At 49.9% G+C, this 19,946-nt stretch carries 16 protein-coding genes; 12 read left to right on the forward strand and 4 right to left on the reverse strand.

Annotation, left to right across the window (positions count from 1 at the left end):
• Positions 1 to 24: 24 nt before the first annotated feature.
• The 7 genes from cmoB to fadE all read left to right on the forward strand — a co-directional run bounded on the left by cmoB (position 25) and on the right by fadE (position 7,593).
• Positions 25 to 990, forward strand: a complete 966-nt coding sequence (gene cmoB / locus CRO03_RS03285; protein WP_097110113.1) for a tRNA 5-methoxyuridine(34)/uridine 5-oxyacetic acid(34) synthase CmoB — start codon at positions 25 to 27, stop codon at positions 988 to 990.
• A gap of 23 nt (positions 991 to 1,013) precedes the next feature.
• Positions 1,014 to 1,901 carry a LysR family transcriptional regulator gene (locus CRO03_RS03290; RefSeq protein WP_097110114.1) on the forward strand — a complete coding sequence of 296 codons (888 nt, stop codon included), beginning with the start codon at positions 1,014 to 1,016 and terminating at the stop codon, positions 1,899 to 1,901.
• 8 nt (positions 1,902 to 1,909) lie between these two features.
• Complete coding sequence (locus tag CRO03_RS03295) at positions 1,910 to 2,317, forward strand: hypothetical protein (protein WP_097110115.1); 408 nt, start codon at positions 1,910 to 1,912, stop codon at positions 2,315 to 2,317.
• A gap of 75 nt (positions 2,318 to 2,392) precedes the next feature.
• The gene (gene purM, locus CRO03_RS03300) at positions 2,393 to 3,436 is read left to right on the forward strand and encodes a phosphoribosylformylglycinamidine cyclo-ligase (protein ID WP_097110116.1); all 1,044 of its coding nucleotides are present in this window, start codon (positions 2,393 to 2,395) and stop codon (positions 3,434 to 3,436) included.
• An 8-nt stretch (positions 3,437 to 3,444) separates the two neighbouring features.
• Positions 3,445 to 4,095 carry a phosphoribosylglycinamide formyltransferase gene (gene purN, locus CRO03_RS03305; RefSeq protein ID WP_097110117.1) on the forward strand — a complete coding sequence of 217 codons (651 nt, stop codon included), beginning with the start codon at positions 3,445 to 3,447 and terminating at the stop codon, positions 4,093 to 4,095.
• Positions 4,079 to 4,840, forward strand: a complete 762-nt coding sequence (locus tag CRO03_RS03310; RefSeq protein WP_097110118.1) for a DUF3108 domain-containing protein — start codon at positions 4,079 to 4,081, stop codon at positions 4,838 to 4,840. The genes purN and CRO03_RS03310 overlap by 17 nt, the downstream gene beginning before the upstream one ends.
• 263 nt (positions 4,841 to 5,103) lie before the next feature.
• Complete coding sequence (gene fadE, locus CRO03_RS03315; protein ID WP_097110119.1) at positions 5,104 to 7,593, forward strand: acyl-CoA dehydrogenase FadE; 2,490 nt, start codon at positions 5,104 to 5,106, stop codon at positions 7,591 to 7,593.
• 98 nt (positions 7,594 to 7,691) lie between these two features.
• On the opposite strand, the gene CRO03_RS03320 is transcribed toward fadE, so the two are convergent.
• Complete coding sequence (locus CRO03_RS03320; protein ID WP_097110120.1) at positions 7,692 to 8,264, reverse strand: PEP-CTERM sorting domain-containing protein; 573 nt, start codon at positions 8,262 to 8,264, stop codon at positions 7,692 to 7,694.
• A 19-nt stretch (positions 8,265 to 8,283) separates the two neighbouring features.
• Positions 8,284 to 10,818 carry an ExeM/NucH family extracellular endonuclease gene (locus CRO03_RS03325; RefSeq protein WP_097110121.1) on the reverse strand — a complete coding sequence of 845 codons (2,535 nt, stop codon included), beginning with the start codon at positions 10,816 to 10,818 and terminating at the stop codon, positions 8,284 to 8,286.
• A 190-nt stretch (positions 10,819 to 11,008) separates the two neighbouring features.
• Between CRO03_RS03325 and ppnP the strand changes: the two genes are divergently transcribed.
• The 3 genes from ppnP to CRO03_RS03340 all read left to right on the forward strand — a co-directional run bounded on the left by ppnP (position 11,009) and on the right by CRO03_RS03340 (position 13,517).
• Complete coding sequence (gene ppnP, locus CRO03_RS03330; RefSeq protein WP_097110122.1) at positions 11,009 to 11,290, forward strand: pyrimidine/purine nucleoside phosphorylase; 282 nt, start codon at positions 11,009 to 11,011, stop codon at positions 11,288 to 11,290.
• Positions 11,291 to 11,322: 32 nt separating this feature from the next.
• On the forward strand, positions 11,323 to 13,125 hold the full coding sequence (locus tag CRO03_RS03335; protein ID WP_212682318.1) for an ABCB family ABC transporter ATP-binding protein/permease: 1,803 nt from the start codon (positions 11,323 to 11,325) through the stop codon (positions 13,123 to 13,125).
• Positions 13,126 to 13,193: 68 nt separating this feature from the next.
• Complete coding sequence (locus CRO03_RS03340; RefSeq protein WP_097110123.1) at positions 13,194 to 13,517, forward strand: TraR/DksA family transcriptional regulator; 324 nt, start codon at positions 13,194 to 13,196, stop codon at positions 13,515 to 13,517.
• 50 nt (positions 13,518 to 13,567) lie between these two features.
• On the opposite strand, the gene CRO03_RS03345 is transcribed toward CRO03_RS03340, so the two are convergent.
• On the reverse strand, positions 13,568 to 14,242 hold the full coding sequence (locus tag CRO03_RS03345) for a nitroreductase family protein (RefSeq protein WP_097110124.1): 675 nt from the start codon (positions 14,240 to 14,242) through the stop codon (positions 13,568 to 13,570).
• A gap of 182 nt (positions 14,243 to 14,424) precedes the next feature.
• On the reverse strand, positions 14,425 to 15,324 hold the full coding sequence (locus CRO03_RS03350) for a dienelactone hydrolase family protein (RefSeq protein ID WP_097110125.1): 900 nt from the start codon (positions 15,322 to 15,324) through the stop codon (positions 14,425 to 14,427).
• A gap of 189 nt (positions 15,325 to 15,513) precedes the next feature.
• Between CRO03_RS03350 and CRO03_RS03355 the strand changes: the two genes are divergently transcribed.
• Both CRO03_RS03355 and CRO03_RS03360 read left to right on the forward strand, forming a co-directional pair.
• Positions 15,514 to 16,479: a calcium/sodium antiporter gene (locus CRO03_RS03355; RefSeq protein WP_097110402.1), complete on the forward strand. Its 966-nt coding sequence runs from the start codon at positions 15,514 to 15,516 to the stop codon at positions 16,477 to 16,479.
• A 175-nt stretch (positions 16,480 to 16,654) separates the two neighbouring features.
• Complete coding sequence (locus CRO03_RS03360; RefSeq protein WP_170948926.1) at positions 16,655 to 19,942, forward strand: S41 family peptidase; 3,288 nt, start codon at positions 16,655 to 16,657, stop codon at positions 19,940 to 19,942.
• Positions 19,943 to 19,946: the final 4 nt, after the last annotated feature.

A 19,946-nucleotide genomic window follows, 5' to 3' on the forward strand; every position in this document is an offset into this window, starting at 1 on the left:
TGCTGATTAATACAGGGATAACCCATGCTCGATTTCACCCCATTTTACGCTAAGTTAGCAACAAATAAGCTGCATAGCTGGTTGCAAACGCTACCGGCGCAGTTAGCTGACTGGCAAAAGCATGCCTTACATGGTGACTTTAAACAGTGGCAAAAAGTCATTAGCAATCTGCCCGCTACCGACGTCAGCACTATTGAACTGAGCAATGCTGTGCAGTTTGGTGCGGCTGCAGATATCAGCAGCGGGGAAACAGAGCGGATCCGCTATTTGTTGCAGCAACTAAAACCCTGGCGCAAAGGCCCGTTCAACATTCATGGTATCGAGATTGATACCGAATGGCGGTCAGATTTCAAATGGGACCGGGTATTACCGCATATCAGCCCGTTATCTGGCCGCACTGTGCTGGATGTCGGCTGCGGCAGTGGCTACCATTTATGGCGAATGCGCGGTGCCGGTGCCCAATTTGTGGTAGGCATCGACCCTTCTCAGCTGTTCTACAGCCAGTTTCAGGCGATTAAGCATTTTAACCCGGACCCGGATGTTCATCTTATACCAGTTGGTATCGACGATATGCCTGCTATCGCCCAGTTTGATACCGTGTTCTCGATGGGGGTGCTGTACCACCGACGCTCGCCAATTGATTTTCTGCAGCAGTTAAAGCAACAACTGCGTCCGGGTGGTGAACTCATTCTGGAAACCCTGGTGGTGGAAGGAGACGAACACCACGTTTTAGTGCCGGGTGAGCGCTATGCCAAAATGCGGAATGTCTGGTTTATTCCAAGCACCCTGGCATTGTGTCACTGGTTAAGCAGGCTGGGATTTAAAAACCCGAAAGTAGTTGATTTAACTATGACTAGTCTGGCAGAGCAACGGGCAACGTCGTGGATGGAAAATGAAAGTTTAATTGATTTTCTTGACCCGACTGACCATAGTAAAACCATTGAAGGTTATCCGGCGCCACTTCGCGCGGTAATCACTGCCACGGTTTAAATTGATACAGGATCCTGCCCGCTATGCCCTATCGCCCCCGCTCAACCCTGGAACAATGGCGTATTTTGCAGGCTGTGGTCGATGCCGGTGGCTATGCTCAGGCCGCCGATTTACTGAATAAAAGTCAGTCATCACTTAATCATGCGGTAGCAAAATTGCAATCGCAGCTCGGGGTAGAACTGCTGGAAGTGATTGGCCGCAAAGCCCAGCTTACCGATGCGGGCGAGGTAATGCTGCGACGTTCACGGGTGTTGACCCAGCAAATTGAAGATCTTGAGCTGTTAGCCGACAACATTGAACAGGGTTGGGAGCCGGAAATACGGGTTGCGGTAGAGCTCGCCTACCCCAAGCAGTATTTATACCGGGCGTTGCAAAAGTTTTATCCGCTAAGCCGTGGTAGCCGGGTGCAGATTATTGATACGGTATTAACCGGTACCAGTGAAGTGATTGTCCAGAAAAAAGCCGATCTGGTTATTGCTGGTGTCATGCCGAAAGGTTATCTGGGTGAACCCCTGTACGTCAGCCGTTTTATCCCGGTTGTCGGCGCGACCCATGAACTGGCAAGCCTGCCAACACTTGAGCAGAACCAGCTTAGCCAGTATTTACAAATTGTCATCCGCGATACTGCGCAAAAACCGATGGAAAATATCGGCTGGTTAAAAGCCGAACAACGCTGGACGGTAGATAACTTTAATGAAGCCATCGAGATTCTGCAGCTGGGCCTGGGGTTTTGCTGGCTACCGGATTTCGTGGCAGCCGAGGCACTGGCAAGCGGTAACCTGGTTCAGATCCAACTAAACAATAGTTCGGAACGACTGGTACCGATGTCGCTGTTAACCCCACAGGAAGAAACTCTGGGGCCAGGCAGTAAACAATTACGCCAGTTAATTCTGGCCGAACACCTTAAATAGGGATTTCTATGCAAACTAATGAAATAAGCAAACTGATGCAGGATGCCGCCCGGGATGCTGTCGGTTATGTTGCCGAGCAGCACCAGTTTGAACTCGATTTCAGTATGGCAAGTCTTCAAGACGTTGATACCGTACTGGCTACTTTACATCAGCATCAACAACAACAAAGCCATTCGCCGGAGCTGATTTTTACCTTAAGCAATATTATTGGCGCTTACATTGGTGAGATTTTTATCAAAAACTACGGTGGCAACTGGCATAGTAATACCGCAGATAGCGCAGCACCCTATATAGCAGTGCAACTATCTGACAAAGAATTTCCATTCGCGTCAGTGTGTTACCATAAGATTATTCAGGACGATACCATTAGTGTTGTCGACTATGTAAAACAGGCTGCTGCAAATGTCATGCAGTAATGCTTTTGTCGGCGCCATTATACAGGTAAAATACGCGCCGATTCTGCCAACCAACTAAGCCAATTGAGGAAAGCCGTGAGCGAGCACAACACATCTTTAAGCTACAAAGACGCCGGAGTTGATATAGATGCCGGCAATGCCCTGGTAGAACGGATTAAAGGCGCGGTTAAACGCACCACCCGTCCGGAAGTCATGGGAGGCTTAGGGGGTTTTGGCGCCTTATGTCAAATTCCGGCAGGTTATAAAGAACCGGTACTGGTGTCCGGTACTGACGGCGTGGGCACCAAGTTACGGCTGGCAATGGATTTAAAACGTCATGACGGCGTAGGTATCGATTTAGTGGCTATGTGTGTTAATGATTTAGTCGTACAAGGCGCAGAACCGCTGTTTTTCCTTGATTACTATGCCACTGGCAAACTTGACGTTAATACTGCGTCAGCTGTGGTTGCCGGCATCGCTGAAGGTTGTGTCCAGTCAGGTTGTGCTTTGGTTGGCGGTGAAACCGCTGAGATGCCAGGCATGTACCATGGTGATGACTACGATATCGCCGGCTTTTGCGTCGGCGTGGTTGAGAAAGCCGACATTATTGATGGCAGCAAGGTAAAAGCCGGCGATCAGTTAATTGCTCTGGCATCATCAGGGCCGCACTCGAATGGCTTTTCACTTATTCGTAAGGTGCTGGAAGTCAGTGGCCAGTCAGCAGATACCCTGCTGGAAGGCAAAAGCCTGGCAGACCATTTACTGGAGCCGACCCGAATTTACGTTAAAAACCTGTTGGCCTTAATTAAACAAATGCCGGTGCATGCCCTTTGCCATATTACCGGCGGTGGCTTCTGGGAAAATATCCCGCGGGTGTTGCCTGCTGATACCAAAGCAGTGATCAACGGTAAAAGCTGGCAGTGGCCTGCCATTTTTAACTGGTTGCAGCAACAAGGTAATATCAGCCGGCACGAAATGTACCGCACCTTTAACTGCGGTGTTGGCATGCTATTAGTTGTTCCTGCAGCGCAGTTAGAGCCGGCATTAGCCAGCTTGCAGGCAGCAGGGGAAACAGCCTGGCATCTGGGCGAAATCCAGAGCGCGGGTGCCGACGAAGACCTCGTAATTATTAACGAATAGGGCTGTCGATGAAATCTATAGTAGTACTGATTTCAGGAAACGGTTCTAACCTGCAAGCAGTCATTGATGCCTGCGCCAGTGGTTTCATCGCTGGCCGGGTTACTGCGGTTATCTCCAACAAAACCGCAGTGTTCGGCTTGCAACGCGCCGCTGATGCTGGCATTGCTAATCATGCCCTTAGCCATAAAAACTTTGCCAGCCGCGATGCCTATGACAAAGAATTAATGCAGCTTATCGATAGCTACCAACCAGACCTGGTGGTACTTGCCGGCTTTATGCGCATCCTTACCGCCGGTTTTGTCAGCCATTACAGCGGAAAATTATTGAACATTCATCCTTCTTTGCTGCCGAAGTATCAGGGATTAAACACTCACCAGAGAGCAATTGATGCGGGCGACAGCGAACATGGCTGTAGTGTGCATTTTGTCACAGAGCAACTTGATGGTGGGCCGGTAATTTTACAAGCTAAAGTGCCGGTATTCCCCGGAGACGATGTCAAGACGGTCGCGGCCAGAGTACACGAGCAGGAACATCAGCTATATCCACTGGTTATTCGCTGGTTCTGTCAAAACCGTTTACAACAACGCGGCGATAAGGCATGGTTAGATAATAATTTATTGTCGGAACAAGGATATGCGAACGATGAGGACGAATCTTAAATGGCGCCTGATGGCGTCATTGTTTTTGACCAGCCTGCTTACTCATTCCGGATTAACTCACGCTCAAACCACCGCTGATGCTATAACAGCTGACTCAGCAAGCCAGTTTCGTCAATTTACTGCCGATTACCTGGTATACCGTGCCGGCAAAAACCACGGTGAAGCCAATCGTTACCTTAAATTCAGTGATGGCCGTTATCAAATGGGTTACAGCAGTGATATCAGCTGGCTTATTTTCAGTGATAAACGGCAGGAAACCAGTAATTTTGAGATTAACAATAACCAGGTCCAGCCACTTGACTACGTCATGAAGCGTCGGGGTACCGGCCCCAGTCGCCACTATGAATTACATTTAGATCCGGTCAAAAAGCAACTGACAGTTGGCAAAGAAAGAGAACTTAAAGCTGACAGCTGGCAGGATGACTGGCTGGATCCGCTTAGTTATCACCAGCAATTAGTGTTGGATTTACGTGCTGGTAAAACAGAATTTTTTTACGAAGTATTAAACCGTAACGGCAACAGCAAGACCTATCATTATAAAGTGGTCATGGAAGAACCACTGGCCCTGCCCTATGGCACAGTGCGAACTTTACGCATCGCCAGAATGGACGATCCGGAAAAACAAGTTTACGCCTGGGTTGCGCCAGAGCTCGACTATATGCTGGTACGCTTATGGCGTGGCGAAGACAACGTCGAACAATTTGATGTGCAATTACATAAACTTGAGTTCACTACTCCCGAATAATCATCCTTTATACATCAGCTAGCGCCGGCATTTATGGTAAACATCAATGCCGGGCGCTGTTCGTCTTCTGTTGAGCAGTCCCCCAATTAACCACCGGTTATTACGCCAGACTGAGCCAGCTTGCTGTCCGGCTGCGTACAAATAATTGTTATGTTTCGTTTGCAGTAAATTGCACAGAGAAAAGCCGGATATCACTTGCAACTTTTTCCAAAGCAATCTAAGCTTAACCACTAGTGGTCTGACCTCTTTTTTGGGAGTTAACAATGAATGTGTTCTTTTTAGTGCTTGCCATCGTCGTGGCAATCGGTGTTTTAGCGTACTATCGCGCCAGCTTAACCATGTTTACCGCGGCAATTGCCGGGTTATTAGTGGTTGGCAGCATTGCCGATACCGCAGGCTTTTTTAGCTGGCTGGTATTTTTAGCTATTGCATTGCCGTTAAATATTGCCAGTGTTCGTCAGCAATACATTACCAAACCGGTATTGGCGATTTATCGCAAAATTATGCCGGAAATGTCGACCACTGAAAAAGAAGCCATTGATGCCGGCACTACCTGGTGGGAAGCGGACCTCTTCCGTGGCAACCCTGACTGGCACAAAATGCATAATTTTCCCAAGCCACGGCTAAGTGCAGAAGAGCAGGCTTTCCTCGATGGTCCGGTGGAAGAACTGCTGGCCATGGTCGATGACTGGCACAGCACTCACGAACGTGCTGATTTATCGCCTGAAGTGTACGACTATCTGAAGAGCAAAGGCTTTTTTGCCATGATCATCGCCAAAAAATATGGTGGTCTGGAATTCTCAGCGTATGCCCAATCTTGTGTACTGCAAAAACTGACCAGTAAGAGCATGATGCTGTCGAGCATTGTTGGCGTGCCTAACTCGTTAGGCCCGGGCGAATTGCTGCAGCATTATGGTACTGACGAGCAGAAAAACCATTATTTACCGCGGCTGGCCAAAGGCGTGGACGTACCATGCTTTGCACTGACCAGCCCGGAAGCAGGCTCTGACGCCGGTGCCATTCCCGACTTTGGTATTGTTTGCAAAGGCGAGTGGCACGGTAAAGAAGTGTTGGGAATGCGCCTGACCTGGAACAAGCGTTATATTACTCTGGCGCCTATTGCGACTGTTTTAGGCTTAGCCTTCAAACTGTACGACCCTGAAAAATTGCTGGGTGATAAAGAAGAACTGGGTATTACCTGTGCGTTAATTCCAGCCAATACCCCGGGTGTTAAAATTGGCCGTCGTCATTTCCCGTTGAACGTGCCGTTCCAGAATGGTCCGACTCAGGGTGACGATATTTTTGTGCCGCTGGACTATATCATCGGTGGTGCGCCGATGGTTGGCCAGGGCTGGAAGATGCTGGTTGAATGTTTGTCAGTAGGCCGGGCCATTACCCTGCCCTCTAACAGCACGGGTGGCATCAAAGCTGCGGCAATGGCAACCGGTGCCTATGCCCGAATTCGCCGTCAGTTCAAACTGCCTATCGGTAAGATGGAAGGCGTAGAAGAAGCCATGGCCCGGATTGGCGGTTATGCCTATATGGCAGATGCCTCCACCACCATGTCAGTTGGCGCTATCGATTTAGGCGAGAAGCCGTCAGTTATCTCCGCAATTACCAAATACCATATGACTGAACGGATGCGGATTGCCATCAACGATGCAATGGATGTACACGGTGGTAAAGGTATTTGTATGGGGCCGAATAACTACCTGGCCCGCGGTTATCAGGGTGCGCCGGTTGCAATTACCGTTGAAGGCGCCAATATCTTAACCCGTAATATGATTATCTACGGTCAGGGCGCAATCCGTTGCCATCCTTATGTACTGGCTGAATTGCAAGCCGCGCAGCTGGACGATGAAGGTGCAGCAATTACTGCCTTTGATAAAGCGGTATTTGGTCATATCGGTTTTGCCATCAGTAACTTCTTCCGTACGTTCTGGTTGTCGTTAACCGGTGGCATGTTCAGCCATGCGCCATATAACGATGCTACCGCGAAATACTATAAGCAAATGAACCGGTTCAGTGCCGCTATGGCCCTGATGTCAGATGTGGCTATGGCTACCCTGGGTGGTGACTTAAAACGCCGCGAGCGGATTTCAGCCCGCCTCGGTGATATCTTAAGCATGTTGTACTTAACCTCTGCAGTGTTAAAGCGCTTCAACGATGAAGGCCGCCAGGTCCAGGACTTACCTCTGGTACAGTGGGCTTGTGAAGACAACCTGGCCAAAGCCCAACTGGCGCTGGACGAGTTATTTGATAACTTCCCTAATCGCTTAGTCGGTGTAGTGCTGAAACGGGTAGTGTTCCCATGGGGCCGTACCTTACGTAAAGCGTCAGATAAAGTGGAGCATCAGGTTGCCCGTATTATGCAAACCCCATGTGAAGCCCGCTCACGTTTAGGCCTGCATTTGTATCTGACCAACGAGCCAGGCAATCAGTTAGGCCGGGTTGAACAGGTTCTGCTGGATATTCTGGCTGCTGAACCGTTATTTGATAAAGTCAGTAAAGCAGCAAATAAGCGTCTGCCGTTCTACCGGTTGCACGAAGTTGCGGATTTAGGCCTGGAACTTGGCATAATCAGCCAGGAAGAAGCCGCCAAACTGCGCTTAGCTGAAGAAGGCCGCTTATTTGTGATTAATGTTGATGACTTCGAACCGGAGTATCTGGCCGCCGATAACAGCCTGACCCAGCAACCCAATGGTGCTGATGCGCTGAATGCAGAGCAAAGCAAAAAGACCAAAGCGGCTTAAGTTTAAAGTTATTAGGTATTAGGTATTAGTTAAGTAAAAAGGGCCAGTCTGCAGACTGGCCCTTTTATTTTAAAGCTTGTTAAGAAACACTACATACTTTAATTATTAAGCTGTTTACGACGCAGTAACAGCGCCATGCCAGCAATCATCAGGATTGCTGTAGTCGGTACTGGCACCTGCACTGCATTTACCGTAAAGTTTAAATCTGCAGTACTGACATCAATAAAGTCGTTATCGAAATTTATAGCGCCAAACTCTGCAGGGTTAAAGCTTAACAGGATGTTTCCGGCCTCTGTTGCCAGAAAACTGAATGTCGCTAACACAAAGCTACTGCCTTGTAAGCCTTCCAGAATCGACTCGTCAGCCCATAAATCAGCGTACTCCTCAAGATACAGAGTACCGCTGCTGGCATCATGATCAGCAAACGGGCTGCTACCGAAGCCATCATCAAAACCCTCGCCAAATTGCCAGTCAAGCAGCGATAAAGCAGAAGTTGGGTATAAAATTTCGGCCCAGAAGCCGCCCAGCGTCTCGGTAACGTCACTGACGGACAAGCTAACGACAATGGTTTCACCGATTTGATAATCACTTCTTTCGGTAGCAAGCTGAATTAGCGTGGCGTGGCTTAAACCACTAAACAGTAAACATAGCGCAAGTACAATTGATTTCATTTTGTTATTCTCCATTATATTATTGAGGGGTTACACAACGTGGCATGTCACACAGTGCAGTCATTGCTCTGATGTCACGCTGATCGACACGGCCATCATTATTAAAATCGAAAGTTAACGACAACCCGCCGCCTTGTCTGAGTAACTGCTGAAACAGACTGATATCGTTGCGGTCAATCACACCGTTCTGGTCAAGATCGGCAGCCCGGAAACTCTCCTCAAGTTGCAGCGTTACTATTACCGGATCATGATCTGACGAGCGATACGCATCCGGAGCATAATAATCAAAAATTTGCTGCTCGGTTTTAAACTCAGTGTTGTAGTCCAGCGCGATAGGCTCATCAGCATTGATGTTCCATTTCGCAGCATCAGCCACCACGTCCAGTGCATACTGATTTAGTAATGCATGATCTAACGAACCGGCCAGTCCCTGGAACACATAGCCGTAGCTACCGGTCTTACCAAGCACTTCAAACACATTGAAATAACCGGCTGTCGCCAGAGTAGTAATGGGGTCTTCTTTCGCGTATGCATTCAAATCGCCGATAACCAGCGCCGGAATATCAGCAAAGTGCTGATCAGCAAAAATCCCAATTGCTTCAGCCGCACGGGTCCGGCTCAGGTTACAGTTACCCTGACCATCGCCTGTATCACCATCTGCAGCACCACAACCAGAGCCTTTAGATTTCAGGTGATTAACCATTACCGCAAATTCAGCGTTATTTTCCAGCAGGCGGAAGCGCTGGGCTAGCATTGGCCGGTTACGGTTGTCATCAAACAGTGGCTGACCACTAATGTCTAGTGCCGAATTGTCCGAGTTAAGTAGCCGGGCCGCCTCAACCGGCGCCAGTAAATCTGCGCGGTAAAGCAGTCCGACGGTAATTGCATCAGTACCAATGGCACTTACCGCAGGTTGCACAAACTGCCAGTCTGCCTGCCCGGTGACCTGGCGCAAGCCGCTCACTAAATCAGCGATTGCCGAGGTGCTGGCAAAACCATCATTTTCCAGCTCCATCAGGCCGATTACGCTGGCATCCAAACCTGCCATCGCCGCCAGAATTTTATCTCTCTGCCGTTCAAACTCAGCAGCAGAGTCAGCACCGCGCGGCGTTGGGAAACCGCCACCTGCACCGTCACCATTAAAGTAATTCAGCACATTAAAGCTGGCTACTTTTACATTACCGTCAGCCAGTAACGTCGGTTCAGCGCTTCTTGGATTAGCCGCAACGATAGTTACCGGTGCACTTGGCATAATCCGGTATTCATTAAACGAGTAATACAACGTGCCGGTTAAACCAACAACAGTATCGCCCCCGCGTACCGGGTTTGCTGCACTCAGTGCTGGCGCAGGATAAGGCACCAGCGCCGGGTTTTGCACCGTGCTGTTGTCATCCAGAATAATCCGGTTAAGTTGATGGGCAGCAGCCAGAGCAATAGCCTCTGCACCTGGTGCGACAACCTGAGTAGGCGTATAACGACGGCCATCAGCCAGGGTAAGCTCGCCAAAACGACCCAGGGTAAAGGTTTCATTTACCGTTAATGGCTGGGAAAAGCTGACCAGCATACCTTCATGCGCTTCCCAGTATGCCATATCGGGTACCGGTAACTGTAACTCAGTTGCAACCGGAATTGGCGCAGTACCGCAATCAACAGTGGCGGCAATACCGGTTAGCTGAGTCATGCTAAAGAATTCAGCGACATTGGCCTGTAACCTTACCCGCTGACCACTAGCGACTGCCAGGTTTGCACTGCCAGTGTATACAAACACCCCTTCCGAGGTCATTGGGTCGTTGTCTTCGGCACCCGGTACAGACTGAATATTAAAGCCCTGCAGACCCGGCAGAGTTTGAGTAACCACGGCCTCTACAACCAGCGTCTGGCCCACTAGCGGACTGGCATCACCACTTCCCTGAATTTGATGGATTGGCGTAAATGGCGCGCCACAGCTTAAATCAAACTCTGGATCCGGCTCTGGATCCGGACCCGGGTCAACTGGTCCACCGCCTTCACCATTAAATAAACCAATATCACTAAAATCGTTTTGCGCAAATCCCAGCCATTGCTCAGCCGGCTCAAAAGTATCAGACGGATCCGCGTCGTAGCTGACTGCGGCACGGCGCAATGTATCGTTGGCGGTCGTTATGCTACCTGAACCCCAGGCTGAACCCGGATCAACACCCAACTGGCCGATACTGTCAATAACAACGCCACTTTTGGTCAGGGTAATCGTATCATCGCCGTTCCATAGTCCGGCGCCGGTTGTCTGATCAGCCAGTGCCACCAACTCAGCAGTTGCATTGGCAGATGCAAAGACATAGGTTGCGCCGGCTGGTAGCTCACCTTCTAAAGCGGTGCTGAAGCCAGCATTGGTATTACCGTTAAAAAATACGTTGAGCCGGTAATCTGCCAGGTTTAATGTGGCATCGGTAGGGTTATAAAACTCCAACGCTTTATTGTTACCAGAACCTTCAACATATTCGGAGATAAAGAGCTCAGCATGTGCTGTGGGTGCCAATAGCAGCGCTATACTGGCAGCTAAAATAGTTTTTTTCATCGCGGATCCCTGAGATTATTGTTATTTAAAATAAAAAAAAGCAACTCACCATAGCGCTAATTTATGTCACTTTCATTAACCTTTTAAAAAAACAATTAACTTAATATTTTACATTTGATTGTCAGTTTTTTTTACTATGAAACCGCAGGGTTTTCAGGTTTACTAGCAAACCTCAATTTAAGGAGATGTCATGTTTAACGTTAATCAGTATTTTGATGGCAAAGTTGCCTCTATCGCTTTCGCTGGCGAAAAATTACCTGCCACAGTGGGAGTAATGGCCCCCGGCGAATATGAATTTGCTACCAGTCAGCATGAAGTAATGACCGTGATCAGCGGTGCGCTTACAGTGTTATTACCCGGCGCGACAACCTGGCTAACCTTTAATAGCGGTCAGTTTTTTGAAGTCGCAGCTAATGTAAAATTTCAGGTAAAGGTAAACCAGGATACCGCTTACCTGTGTACTTATGCATAATAGCGATGAATAACCCCGAATAAGAGCAGACTATGCGCGGTATGCGAAGTACAGCAAAACAACCCGAACCGCAAAAGCGCCCCGAGGCACTTAAACTAGGCCAGACCGTTGCAACGCTCTGGCCTTATTTAATGGCGTTTAAAGGCCGGGTTGTGCTGGCGGTGCTGGCGCTTATCGCCGCTAAAGCGGCGACGTTAATTATGCCGTGGGCATTAAAAGAAATTATTGATGCGCTCGATGCCAACGTCAGTGCTTTGGTGGTATTGCCCGCCGCGTTACTGTTGCTATATGGCGGCTTGCGGTTTGCGTCGGTGTTTTTTGGTGAGCTGCGGGATGCATTGTTTGGCCGGGTTACCGAGCATGCCATGCGACAGATTGGCTTAAAAGTGTTTAAACATTTACATAGCCTGGAGCTGGCTTTTCACCTCGACCGGCAAACCGGTGGCATTAGCCGGGATATTGAGCGCGGCAGCAATGGCCTGAGCTTCCTGATGCGCTTTCTAATGTTTAATATCGTGCCGACCCTGTTTGAAATTCTGGCAGTGGCGGTTATTTTCAGCCTGCTGTTTTCACCCCTTTATGCGGTTATTACCGTTATTGCGGTCGGGTTATACATTTTTTTCACCGTATCCGTTACCGAATGGCGCAATAAGTTTATCCGCGAAGCGAACCAGGCTGACAACACCACTAACAGCCGGGCGGTAGACAGCCTGCTGAATTACGAAACAGTTAAATACTTCAATAACGAAGCCTATGAGGCAAAAATTTATGATGGTTTTCTGGCAAGCTGGGAGCAGGCCCGTCTGAAAAACCGTTTAAGTCTGCTGGCGTTAAACTCTGGCCAGGCGTTAATCATCGCCGCTGCCATCACCAGCCTGATGTGGCTGGCCGCAGCAGAAGTGCGCGCGGGTAACATTAGCCTGGGCGAACTGGTCATGGTTAACGCTTATATGATTCAGCTGTTTTTACCGCTTAATTTTTTAGGCTTTGTATATCGCGAAATTCGCCGCGCCCTGACCGATTTAGAAAATATGCTTGGCCTGCTTGGCCGTAAACCTGCTATCACAGACCGTCCCGACGCGACAGTGCTTAAGGTGCAACAAGGTTCGGTGCAGTTTCACAATATCCGGTTTGGTTATCAGGCCAACCGCGCTATTTTAAAGGGGCTCAGTTTTAGCGTGCCTGCCGGCAGCAAAGTGGCGATTGTCGGCGCAAGTGGCGCTGGCAAAAGTACCCTTGCCCGTTTACTTTACCGCTTTTACCCGCTGACAGGCGGCCAGATTACTATTGATGATCAGGATATCAACACCGTCACCCTGGACAGCCTGCGCCAGGCAATTGCTATAGTGCCGCAAGACACCGTGCTGTTTAACAGCAGTATCCGCGACAATATTCAGTACGGTAACCCGGATGCCAGCGCTGCTGATGTTGACCAGGCCATCGCCCTGGCTCACTTACGCAGCTTTATCGATAGCCTGCCACAAGGTGATGCGACTATTGTCGGTGAGCGGGGTCTGAAAGTATCGGGTGGTGAGAAACAACGGATCGCTATTGCCCGGGCCATTTTAAAAAAATCGCCCGTTCTGGTATTTGATGAAGCAACCTCGGCACTCGACTCCAGCTCTGAGCAAGCTATTTTGCAGGCGATGCGGGAGGTTGCCCGCAACCATACCAGCCTGGTTATTGCCCACCGTCTGTCTACCATTACTGATGCCGATAACATTATTGTGTTAAAAGATGGCATGTTGGCAGAACAAGGTAACCACCAACAGTTAATTGCCCGCCAGGGCGAATACGCCAGAATGTGGCAGTTACAGCAACAGCAGCAGACATGAGCCAGATCAACCCCTGCCGTGCAAAAGCCGTCTATGCTTTAACTATCGGGTAAAAAAAGGGGGGCGTTATGCCACTACAACAATTAAAACATAAATTATTAGTACAGAAGGTGCAGTTAGAGCGCCAGCTAAACGCCATTCATCATGATTTTCAGCAAGGTCGTAGCGCTGATTCGGCCGAGCAGGCCGCCGAGCGTGAGAACGAGCAGGTACTGAACTCGCTGGAACACAATGCGGCAGAAGAGCTGAAACAAATTAATATTGCGCTGCAGCGGATGGAGCACGGCGAATACCTGCACTGCAGCCAGTGTGGTGAGGACATCGGCGTGGAGCGCCTGAACGCCGTGCCGTTTACCACCTTGTGTATCAGTTGTGCCAATACGCCTGTATAGCGCTAACTGCCTGAACGGGATGTTTAACAACCAGCAAACGTCAACATGCCCTAAAGAAAACTGCAAATCTGCTGCAGTGTTTTTTTCTTCAGCGCATGCTGAGGCACTGTGGCATCTTCGGCCGGGTAGCCGGTCACAATCAGCATGTAAGGCCGCTCGTTATCACTGTCACGGCCGCATATTTTGCTGAGAAAACTCATAGGCTTGGGCGTATGGGTTAAGGTGCCAAGGCCAGCATGATGCAGCGCCTGCAGCAAAAAACCGGTGGCCAGCCCGACTGACTCATGCACATAGTAATTATTTTTGTCGTCCTGTTCTTCTATGCCACCGCGCTTTTTGCTAAACACGGCAATCAACCAGGGGGCGGTTTCTAAATAGGCTTTGTTAGCATCAGTGCCCAGTGGTTTTAACGCATCCAGCCATTCCTCTGGGGCCCGGCCGGCGTAAAAGCCTTGCTCTAACGCTTCCGCTTCAATACGAATGTGTTGTTTTACCTCCGGACTGTGAATAGCAACAAAATGCCACGGTTGATGATTAGCACCACTGGGGGCTGAACCCGCAGCCAGGATGCATTGCTCTATCAGCTCACGCGCCACTGGCCGGCTGGAAAACTTGCGGATAGAGTGACGCCGGCGCAAATCTGCCAGATGCTGCGCTGCCCGCGCCAACATTTGCTCAGGTGGATACTCAATAAAATCAGTCAGGGGTACATGCTGTTCTGTCATCAGGCTAACCTTGCAGGAAAAAGGATAAAACAGGTTATAGCGAAAATTTTCCGGCTTTACCAGCAGCTATCAACTCCGGCGCTAATGCCATCCTGCACCTTAACTCATGTGGCACCGCCAGGGATATTCGAGCGGCCAGAACCCCAACCTTCCAGTCAGCTTTTTTGTCATGGCGGTAAGTGTCAACCCAGGTGCTGGTGGAAAAATGCCAGGGTGCGCTGCCACGCCAGCTCGGCCATTTCTTTGTTGTAGCGGGCAGTAGAATCATTATGAAAGCCATGATGCGAGTCCGGGTACCGATGTACCTGGTACGCCACCTTGTGCTGTTGCATCAAGGCTTCGGCCTCAGGCCATCGTTCATTTACCCGGCTATCCAACGCCCCTAACTGCACCAGTAATGGCGCTTTGATATCAGCTATTTTATCAGCCGGAGGTGGCGAGCCATAAAAAGGTACACCGGCATCAACTACTTCTGGCAACTCGGCCGCCAGCAGGCCAGTCATGGCACCGCCAAAACAGAAGCCCACAACACCCAGCTTGCCATTGCCGGCATCCAGCCGTTTCAGCCAGCGGGCAGCCGCTTTTAAATCGGCGACAATTTTCTCTCTGTCCATACTCCCTTGCATTTGCCGGCCCTCGTCATCGTTACCCGGATAGCCGCCAAGCGGCCATAATGCGTCCGGAGCAAAAGCGATAAAACCGGCTTTTGCTAAGCGGCGGGCGACATCTTTAATATAGGGGTTTAAACCTCTGTTTTCATGAATAACCAGCACCGTTGGCAGCTTTGCTTCAGCTTTAGCAGGCGTAACCAGGTAGCCGCGCCCCTCGCCATGGCCATCCGGCGAGGCAAAGGTCTGGTAACGGGCAGTAATATCCGGATCGTTAAAGGACACCTGCTCAGCCAGCGCATAATTTGGCATTAAACCACCCAGAATACTCGCAGCTGCTGCGGTGCTTAACGCCAAGCCGCCAATAGCCGTCAGAAAATCCCGCCGGTTTAATAAACCATGGGCATATTTGTCGTACAACTCGTAAGCTTTATCCGGGATAGCAGCAGGTTTTACGTTTTTATTGTTATTCATAGTTTTCTTCCTGATTTCCAGCTGTCTGATTTACGATAGCAATATCGCACGCAAAGTCCGGTACGCTGAACAGTTAACAAGGGTTTAGTATAGCCCTTAAAAAATAGTTCTCCCCAGCCGGGTTGGCCACTGGCAAACGGCGTGACAACTGATATGCTAACCAGCATTATTTATAAGCGGGAAAACTTTATGTTACTGGCAGTGTTAGCGCTACTTTCTGGCCTGGCGTTACTGGTCTGGAGCGCCGATCGTTTCGTCGATGGCGCCGCAGCAGCAGCGCGTTTTGGTGGTATGCCACCGCTGCTAATCGGTATGCTGGTGGTGGGCTTTGGTACCTCGGCGCCGGAGATGGTGGTTTCAGCCATGGCCACCGCAGACGGCAACCCGGCTTTAGCTCTGGGCAATGCTTATGGCTCTAACATTACCAATATTGCGCTGATTATCGGCTTAGTTGCCCTTATTAGCCCGATTAATGTCCACTCGCAGGTCATTAAAAAAGAATTGCCGTTACTGCTGGCGATCACCCTGTTTGCCGGCTGGCAGCTGTTTGATCATCAGTTAAGCCGGCTTGATGCCTGGTGTTTACTGGGCGTATTTGCTCTCGTAATGGCCTGGTCAGTCTGGCAAGGTATGCGCAACCCACAGGATGCGCTGGCAGCCGATGTTGACACCGAGCTAAGCGGCAACAGCATGACTTTAAAACAAGCCCTTTTCTGGCTGGTGTTGGGCTTGGTACTGTTAATTATCGCCTCCCGCTTTCTGGTCTATGGTGCAGTGTATATTGCTCAGGGTCTTGGCGTCAGCGATCTGGTGATCGGCCTGACCGTGGTGGCCGTTGGTACCTCGTTGCCTGAGCTCGCCTCATCATTGATGGCGATTAAAAAAGGCGAGCACGACATTGCTCTGGGTAATATTATTGGTTCTAACCTGTTTAACACCCTGGCCGTGGTCGGTATTGCGGCATTAATTGAGCCGATGGCAGTCGATGCAGTAGTGCTCAGTCGTGACTGGACTTTGATGTTTGGTTTAACCGTCGCCTTGCTAGTGCTGGGTATCGGCATTAAAAAAGCAGGCCGGATTAACCGACTGGAAGGCGCCCTGTTACTGGCGGTATTTTTTGGCTATACCGGCTATTTAATCAGCAGCGCGTTCTGATGTAACCCCGCTGCAAACTCTGTGCGGCTTTTGTTTTGCTTATGCAATGCATTAGTCGCATAGAAAACTCTGCTTACAGTTTTTATTCAACCTTGCTGCCCTGCTGTGCTATTACTAAAACCCTGTTAATAAAAAGCGTCAATAAAAAAATCCTGATAAAAACCAAGGGACACTTATGTTTAAACTTAGAAAAGTAGCACTATTATGCGGCCTCAGTCTTGCGCTCAATGCCACTGTCATCAGTGCTGCCAGCGCAGCTAGCGGCACCCGCTTACTACAACAACCTGATATTTCTGCTAATCATCTGGCTTTTGTTTATGGCGGTGATATCTGGTTAACCGATCGTAATGGCCAGAACCCACGCCAGCTTACCAGCCACCCGGCCAGTGAGTTTGCGCCAAAATTTTCGCCCGATGGCAACTGGATTGCCTTCTCTGCCAGCTACGACAACAACACCGATGTCTATGTTATGCCGGCAACGGGCGGCCCGGCCACCCGGCTGACCTTTCACCCTGGTGCTGATACAGTTAATGGCTGGAGCCCCGATGGCAAAAGCGTGCTGTTTGCCTCTAACCGGGAAATTGCCAACAGCCGCAGTAATCAGCTGTACCAAATTAGCGTCGATGGTGGCTACCCCAGCAAGTTGATGGAAGCGGTGGCTTTTGAAGGCGAGCTGTCTAATGATGGCAAAAAACTGGCTTACCGGCCGAACAATATGGCCTACAGCGGCGCCAGTGGCTGGCGTTTACATCGCGGTGGCAGCACACCGCCGGTCTGGATTATCGACCTGGAAAAACAGCAGCTGGAGAAAATCCCCCACCCTAATGCCAATGAATTTAACCCGTTCTGGCTCGGTGACACCGTGTATTTCTTATCAGACCGTGATAACACGGCGGTAAATCTGTTCCGCTACAGTGACAAGCAGGTTACTCAGCTTACCAACAACACCGACTGGGACCTGCGCAGCGCAGCCGGCCATGGCAACAGCATAGTGTATGAAGCCGGCGGCTTTTTACATCAGTTTGATGTTAACAGCGGCCAGAGCCAGCCAATTACCATTAATATCACTACTCAGTCGGCCCAGAAGCGGCCGCAGTGGAAAGATGCCAGCAAAACCTTAACCAGCGCCAGGTTGTCTACTACCGGCCAAAGGGTGGTGGTTAGTGCCAGGGGTGATGTTTTCACCGTACCGGTAAAAGATGGCAGCACTCGCAACCTGACCCAAAGCAGCGGCGTGCGGGAATTTGATGGCTTATGGAGCCCGGATGGCAGCAAAGTGGCTTATATTTCTGATGCCGGCAATAAGCACCAGTTAGTATTAGAAAATCAGGACGGCTTAAGCAAACCACAAGTGTTTACATTATCTGACAGCGGCTATTTTAATCTGCTCAGCTTCTCGCCCGATGGTAACCTGATTGCCTATCACGACAACCATTTAAACCTGTATGCCTTTAACCTGAAAACCAAACGCAGCCAGAAACTTGATACCTCGTTGCGACGGACCAATTTTAATGTGTCATTTTCGCCAGACAGCGGTTATCTGGCTTACACCGTATCAGGCGAGAACTATTTCAGCCAAATCAAATTATTTGATTTTCAGAGTAATAAAACCAGCCAGATCACTGACGGTATGAGTGAAGCTGACAATCCGGTTTTTACTCAGGATTACTTATACTTTACCGCCTCGGTTAATACCGGTCCGTCGCAGGTGGGCCTCGATTTATCGACCCGCGAACGCCCGGTGCGCAAAGCCATTTATGCCTATGTGCTGGCCAGCGATGGTAAATCCCCGTTGCTGCCAAAAACCGGCGATGAGCCAAAAAAATCAGCTGCTGCTGAAGACAATAAAAAAGACAGCAAAAAAGGCAAAGAGGATGATAAACCAGCAGTAAAACCGCTAAAACTTGATCTTAACGGCCTGCAGGATCGGATAGTCGCCATTCCGGTGGCTGAGCGCAACTACGATAATTTAACAGTGGCCGACGATGGTGCACTGTTTTATCTGGAGCGGACTCAGCCGGGTAGCAGTAACGAGCTGCCAGGTACTGATGGCCGCAATAGTGCCACCCTACACCGCTTTGATTTTGAAGAGAAAAAGGCCGAAAGCGTTAAGCAGGATATTGCCAGTTACAACTTAAGTAGCGATGGCAAAAAGATCTTAATGATCAGCATGCCAAATAAACTGGAAGTCGGTGATGCCAAAGCCAAACCGGAAGCAAAACCGGTAGCGCTGGCCGAAGTACGCAGCTTTATTGACCCGGCCAAAGAGTGGCAGCAAATTTTTGATGATGCCTGGCGCATGCAAAAGGAATACTTCTACGATGCCAATATGCATGGCATTGACTGGCAGGCTATTTACGATAAGTATCAGCCAATGCTGGCTCATGTGCAGCGCCGGGAAGACTTAAACGACGTACTGGTACAAATGATTGCTGAGCTGCAGGTTGGCCACAACCGGATTGGTGGTGGTGATGTCCATCAGGAAGGCAGCAGTAAAGTAGGCTTGCTCGGCGCCGATTTTACCATCCGTAATGGTAAGTACCAGTTTAAAACGGTTTACCAGGGTGATCGCTGGAGCCCGTTCTTAAAAGCGCCCTTAAATGTACCCGGCGCCAGTGCCGAAGCCGACGACTATTTGCTGGCCATTAATGGCCGCGAGTTAACTGCCAGCGACAATGTGTTTGCGCTGCTGGATAATACTCAGGGTAAGCAGGTGGTACTAAGCATTGCCGACGATGCCCGTGGCAAAAACCGCCGCAATATTACCGTCGAGCCGGTAGCCAGTGAAAACCAGCTGCGCTTATGGCACTGGGTAGAGCACAACCGCAAACTGGTCGCAGATAAAACTGATGGCAAGGTGGCCTATGTGTATCTGCCGAATACCGCCGATGGTGGGTTTTACTTCTTTAACCGGATGTTCTTTGCTCAAACCGATAAACCGGCAGTTATTCTGGATGAGCGCAAAAACGGTGGCGGCCAGGCGGCGAATTACATCACCGAAATTCTGGCCCGACCGTTTTTATCCGGCTGGAAAGACCGCGATGGCCTGATATTCACCACCCCGGGCGCCGGCATTTACGGCCCGAAAACCATGCTGATCGATCAGGACGCCGGCTCAGGCGGCGACTTCCTGCCCTGGTCATTTAAACGCCTTGGTTTGGGTAAAACCATCGGCACCCGTACCTGGGGTGGCTTAATTGGTATTTCCACTAACCCACCGATGATTGATGGCGGCTTCCATGTCGTACCGTTCTTCCGCTTCTATACCCCGGATGGTGAATGGCGGGTAGAGAACGAAGGCGTCGCGCCGGATATTGAAGTGGAACTGGATCCTATCGCCGTTAACAAAGGCGTCGATGTTCAGTTAGAACGTGCCATAGAGCACACCCTAAGCGAGCTGAAAGCCAACCCTCCGGCCGATCACAGCACCGCACCGGCTATGCCGACGAAGCTCGGTTTGTAATTCT

Origin of the sequence: Arsukibacterium tuosuense, assembly GCF_900215315.1 — a bacterium.
GTDB classification, from domain to species: Bacteria; Pseudomonadota; Gammaproteobacteria; order Enterobacterales; family Alteromonadaceae; genus Alishewanella; species Alishewanella tuosuense.

Coding starts and splice junctions, on each gene's coding strand:
- cmoB (WP_097110113.1), top strand. CDS start 25: ATGCTCGATTTCACCCCATTTTACGCTAAGTTAGCAACAAATAAGCTG.
- CRO03_RS03290 (WP_097110114.1), top strand. CDS start 1,014: ATGCCCTATCGCCCCCGCTCAACCCTGGAACAATGGCGTATTTTGCAG.
- CRO03_RS03295 (WP_097110115.1), top strand. CDS start 1,910: ATGCAAACTAATGAAATAAGCAAACTGATGCAGGATGCCGCCCGGGAT.
- purN (WP_097110117.1), top strand. CDS start 3,445: ATGAAATCTATAGTAGTACTGATTTCAGGAAACGGTTCTAACCTGCAA.
- CRO03_RS03310 (WP_097110118.1), top strand. CDS start 4,079: ATGAGGACGAATCTTAAATGGCGCCTGATGGCGTCATTGTTTTTGACC.
- fadE (WP_097110119.1), top strand. CDS start 5,104: ATGAATGTGTTCTTTTTAGTGCTTGCCATCGTCGTGGCAATCGGTGTT.
- CRO03_RS03320 (WP_097110120.1), bottom strand. CDS start 8,264: ATGAAATCAATTGTACTTGCGCTATGTTTACTGTTTAGTGGTTTAAGC.
- CRO03_RS03325 (WP_097110121.1), bottom strand. CDS start 10,818: ATGAAAAAAACTATTTTAGCTGCCAGTATAGCGCTGCTATTGGCACCC.
- ppnP (WP_097110122.1), top strand. CDS start 11,009: ATGTTTAACGTTAATCAGTATTTTGATGGCAAAGTTGCCTCTATCGCT.
- CRO03_RS03335 (WP_212682318.1), top strand. CDS start 11,323: ATGCGCGGTATGCGAAGTACAGCAAAACAACCCGAACCGCAAAAGCGC.
- CRO03_RS03340 (WP_097110123.1), top strand. CDS start 13,194: ATGCCACTACAACAATTAAAACATAAATTATTAGTACAGAAGGTGCAG.
- CRO03_RS03345 (WP_097110124.1), bottom strand. CDS start 14,242: ATGACAGAACAGCATGTACCCCTGACTGATTTTATTGAGTATCCACCT.
- CRO03_RS03350 (WP_097110125.1), bottom strand. CDS start 15,324: ATGAATAACAATAAAAACGTAAAACCTGCTGCTATCCCGGATAAAGCT.
- CRO03_RS03355 (WP_097110402.1), top strand. CDS start 15,514: ATGTTACTGGCAGTGTTAGCGCTACTTTCTGGCCTGGCGTTACTGGTC.
- CRO03_RS03360 (WP_170948926.1), top strand. CDS start 16,655: ATGTTTAAACTTAGAAAAGTAGCACTATTATGCGGCCTCAGTCTTGCG.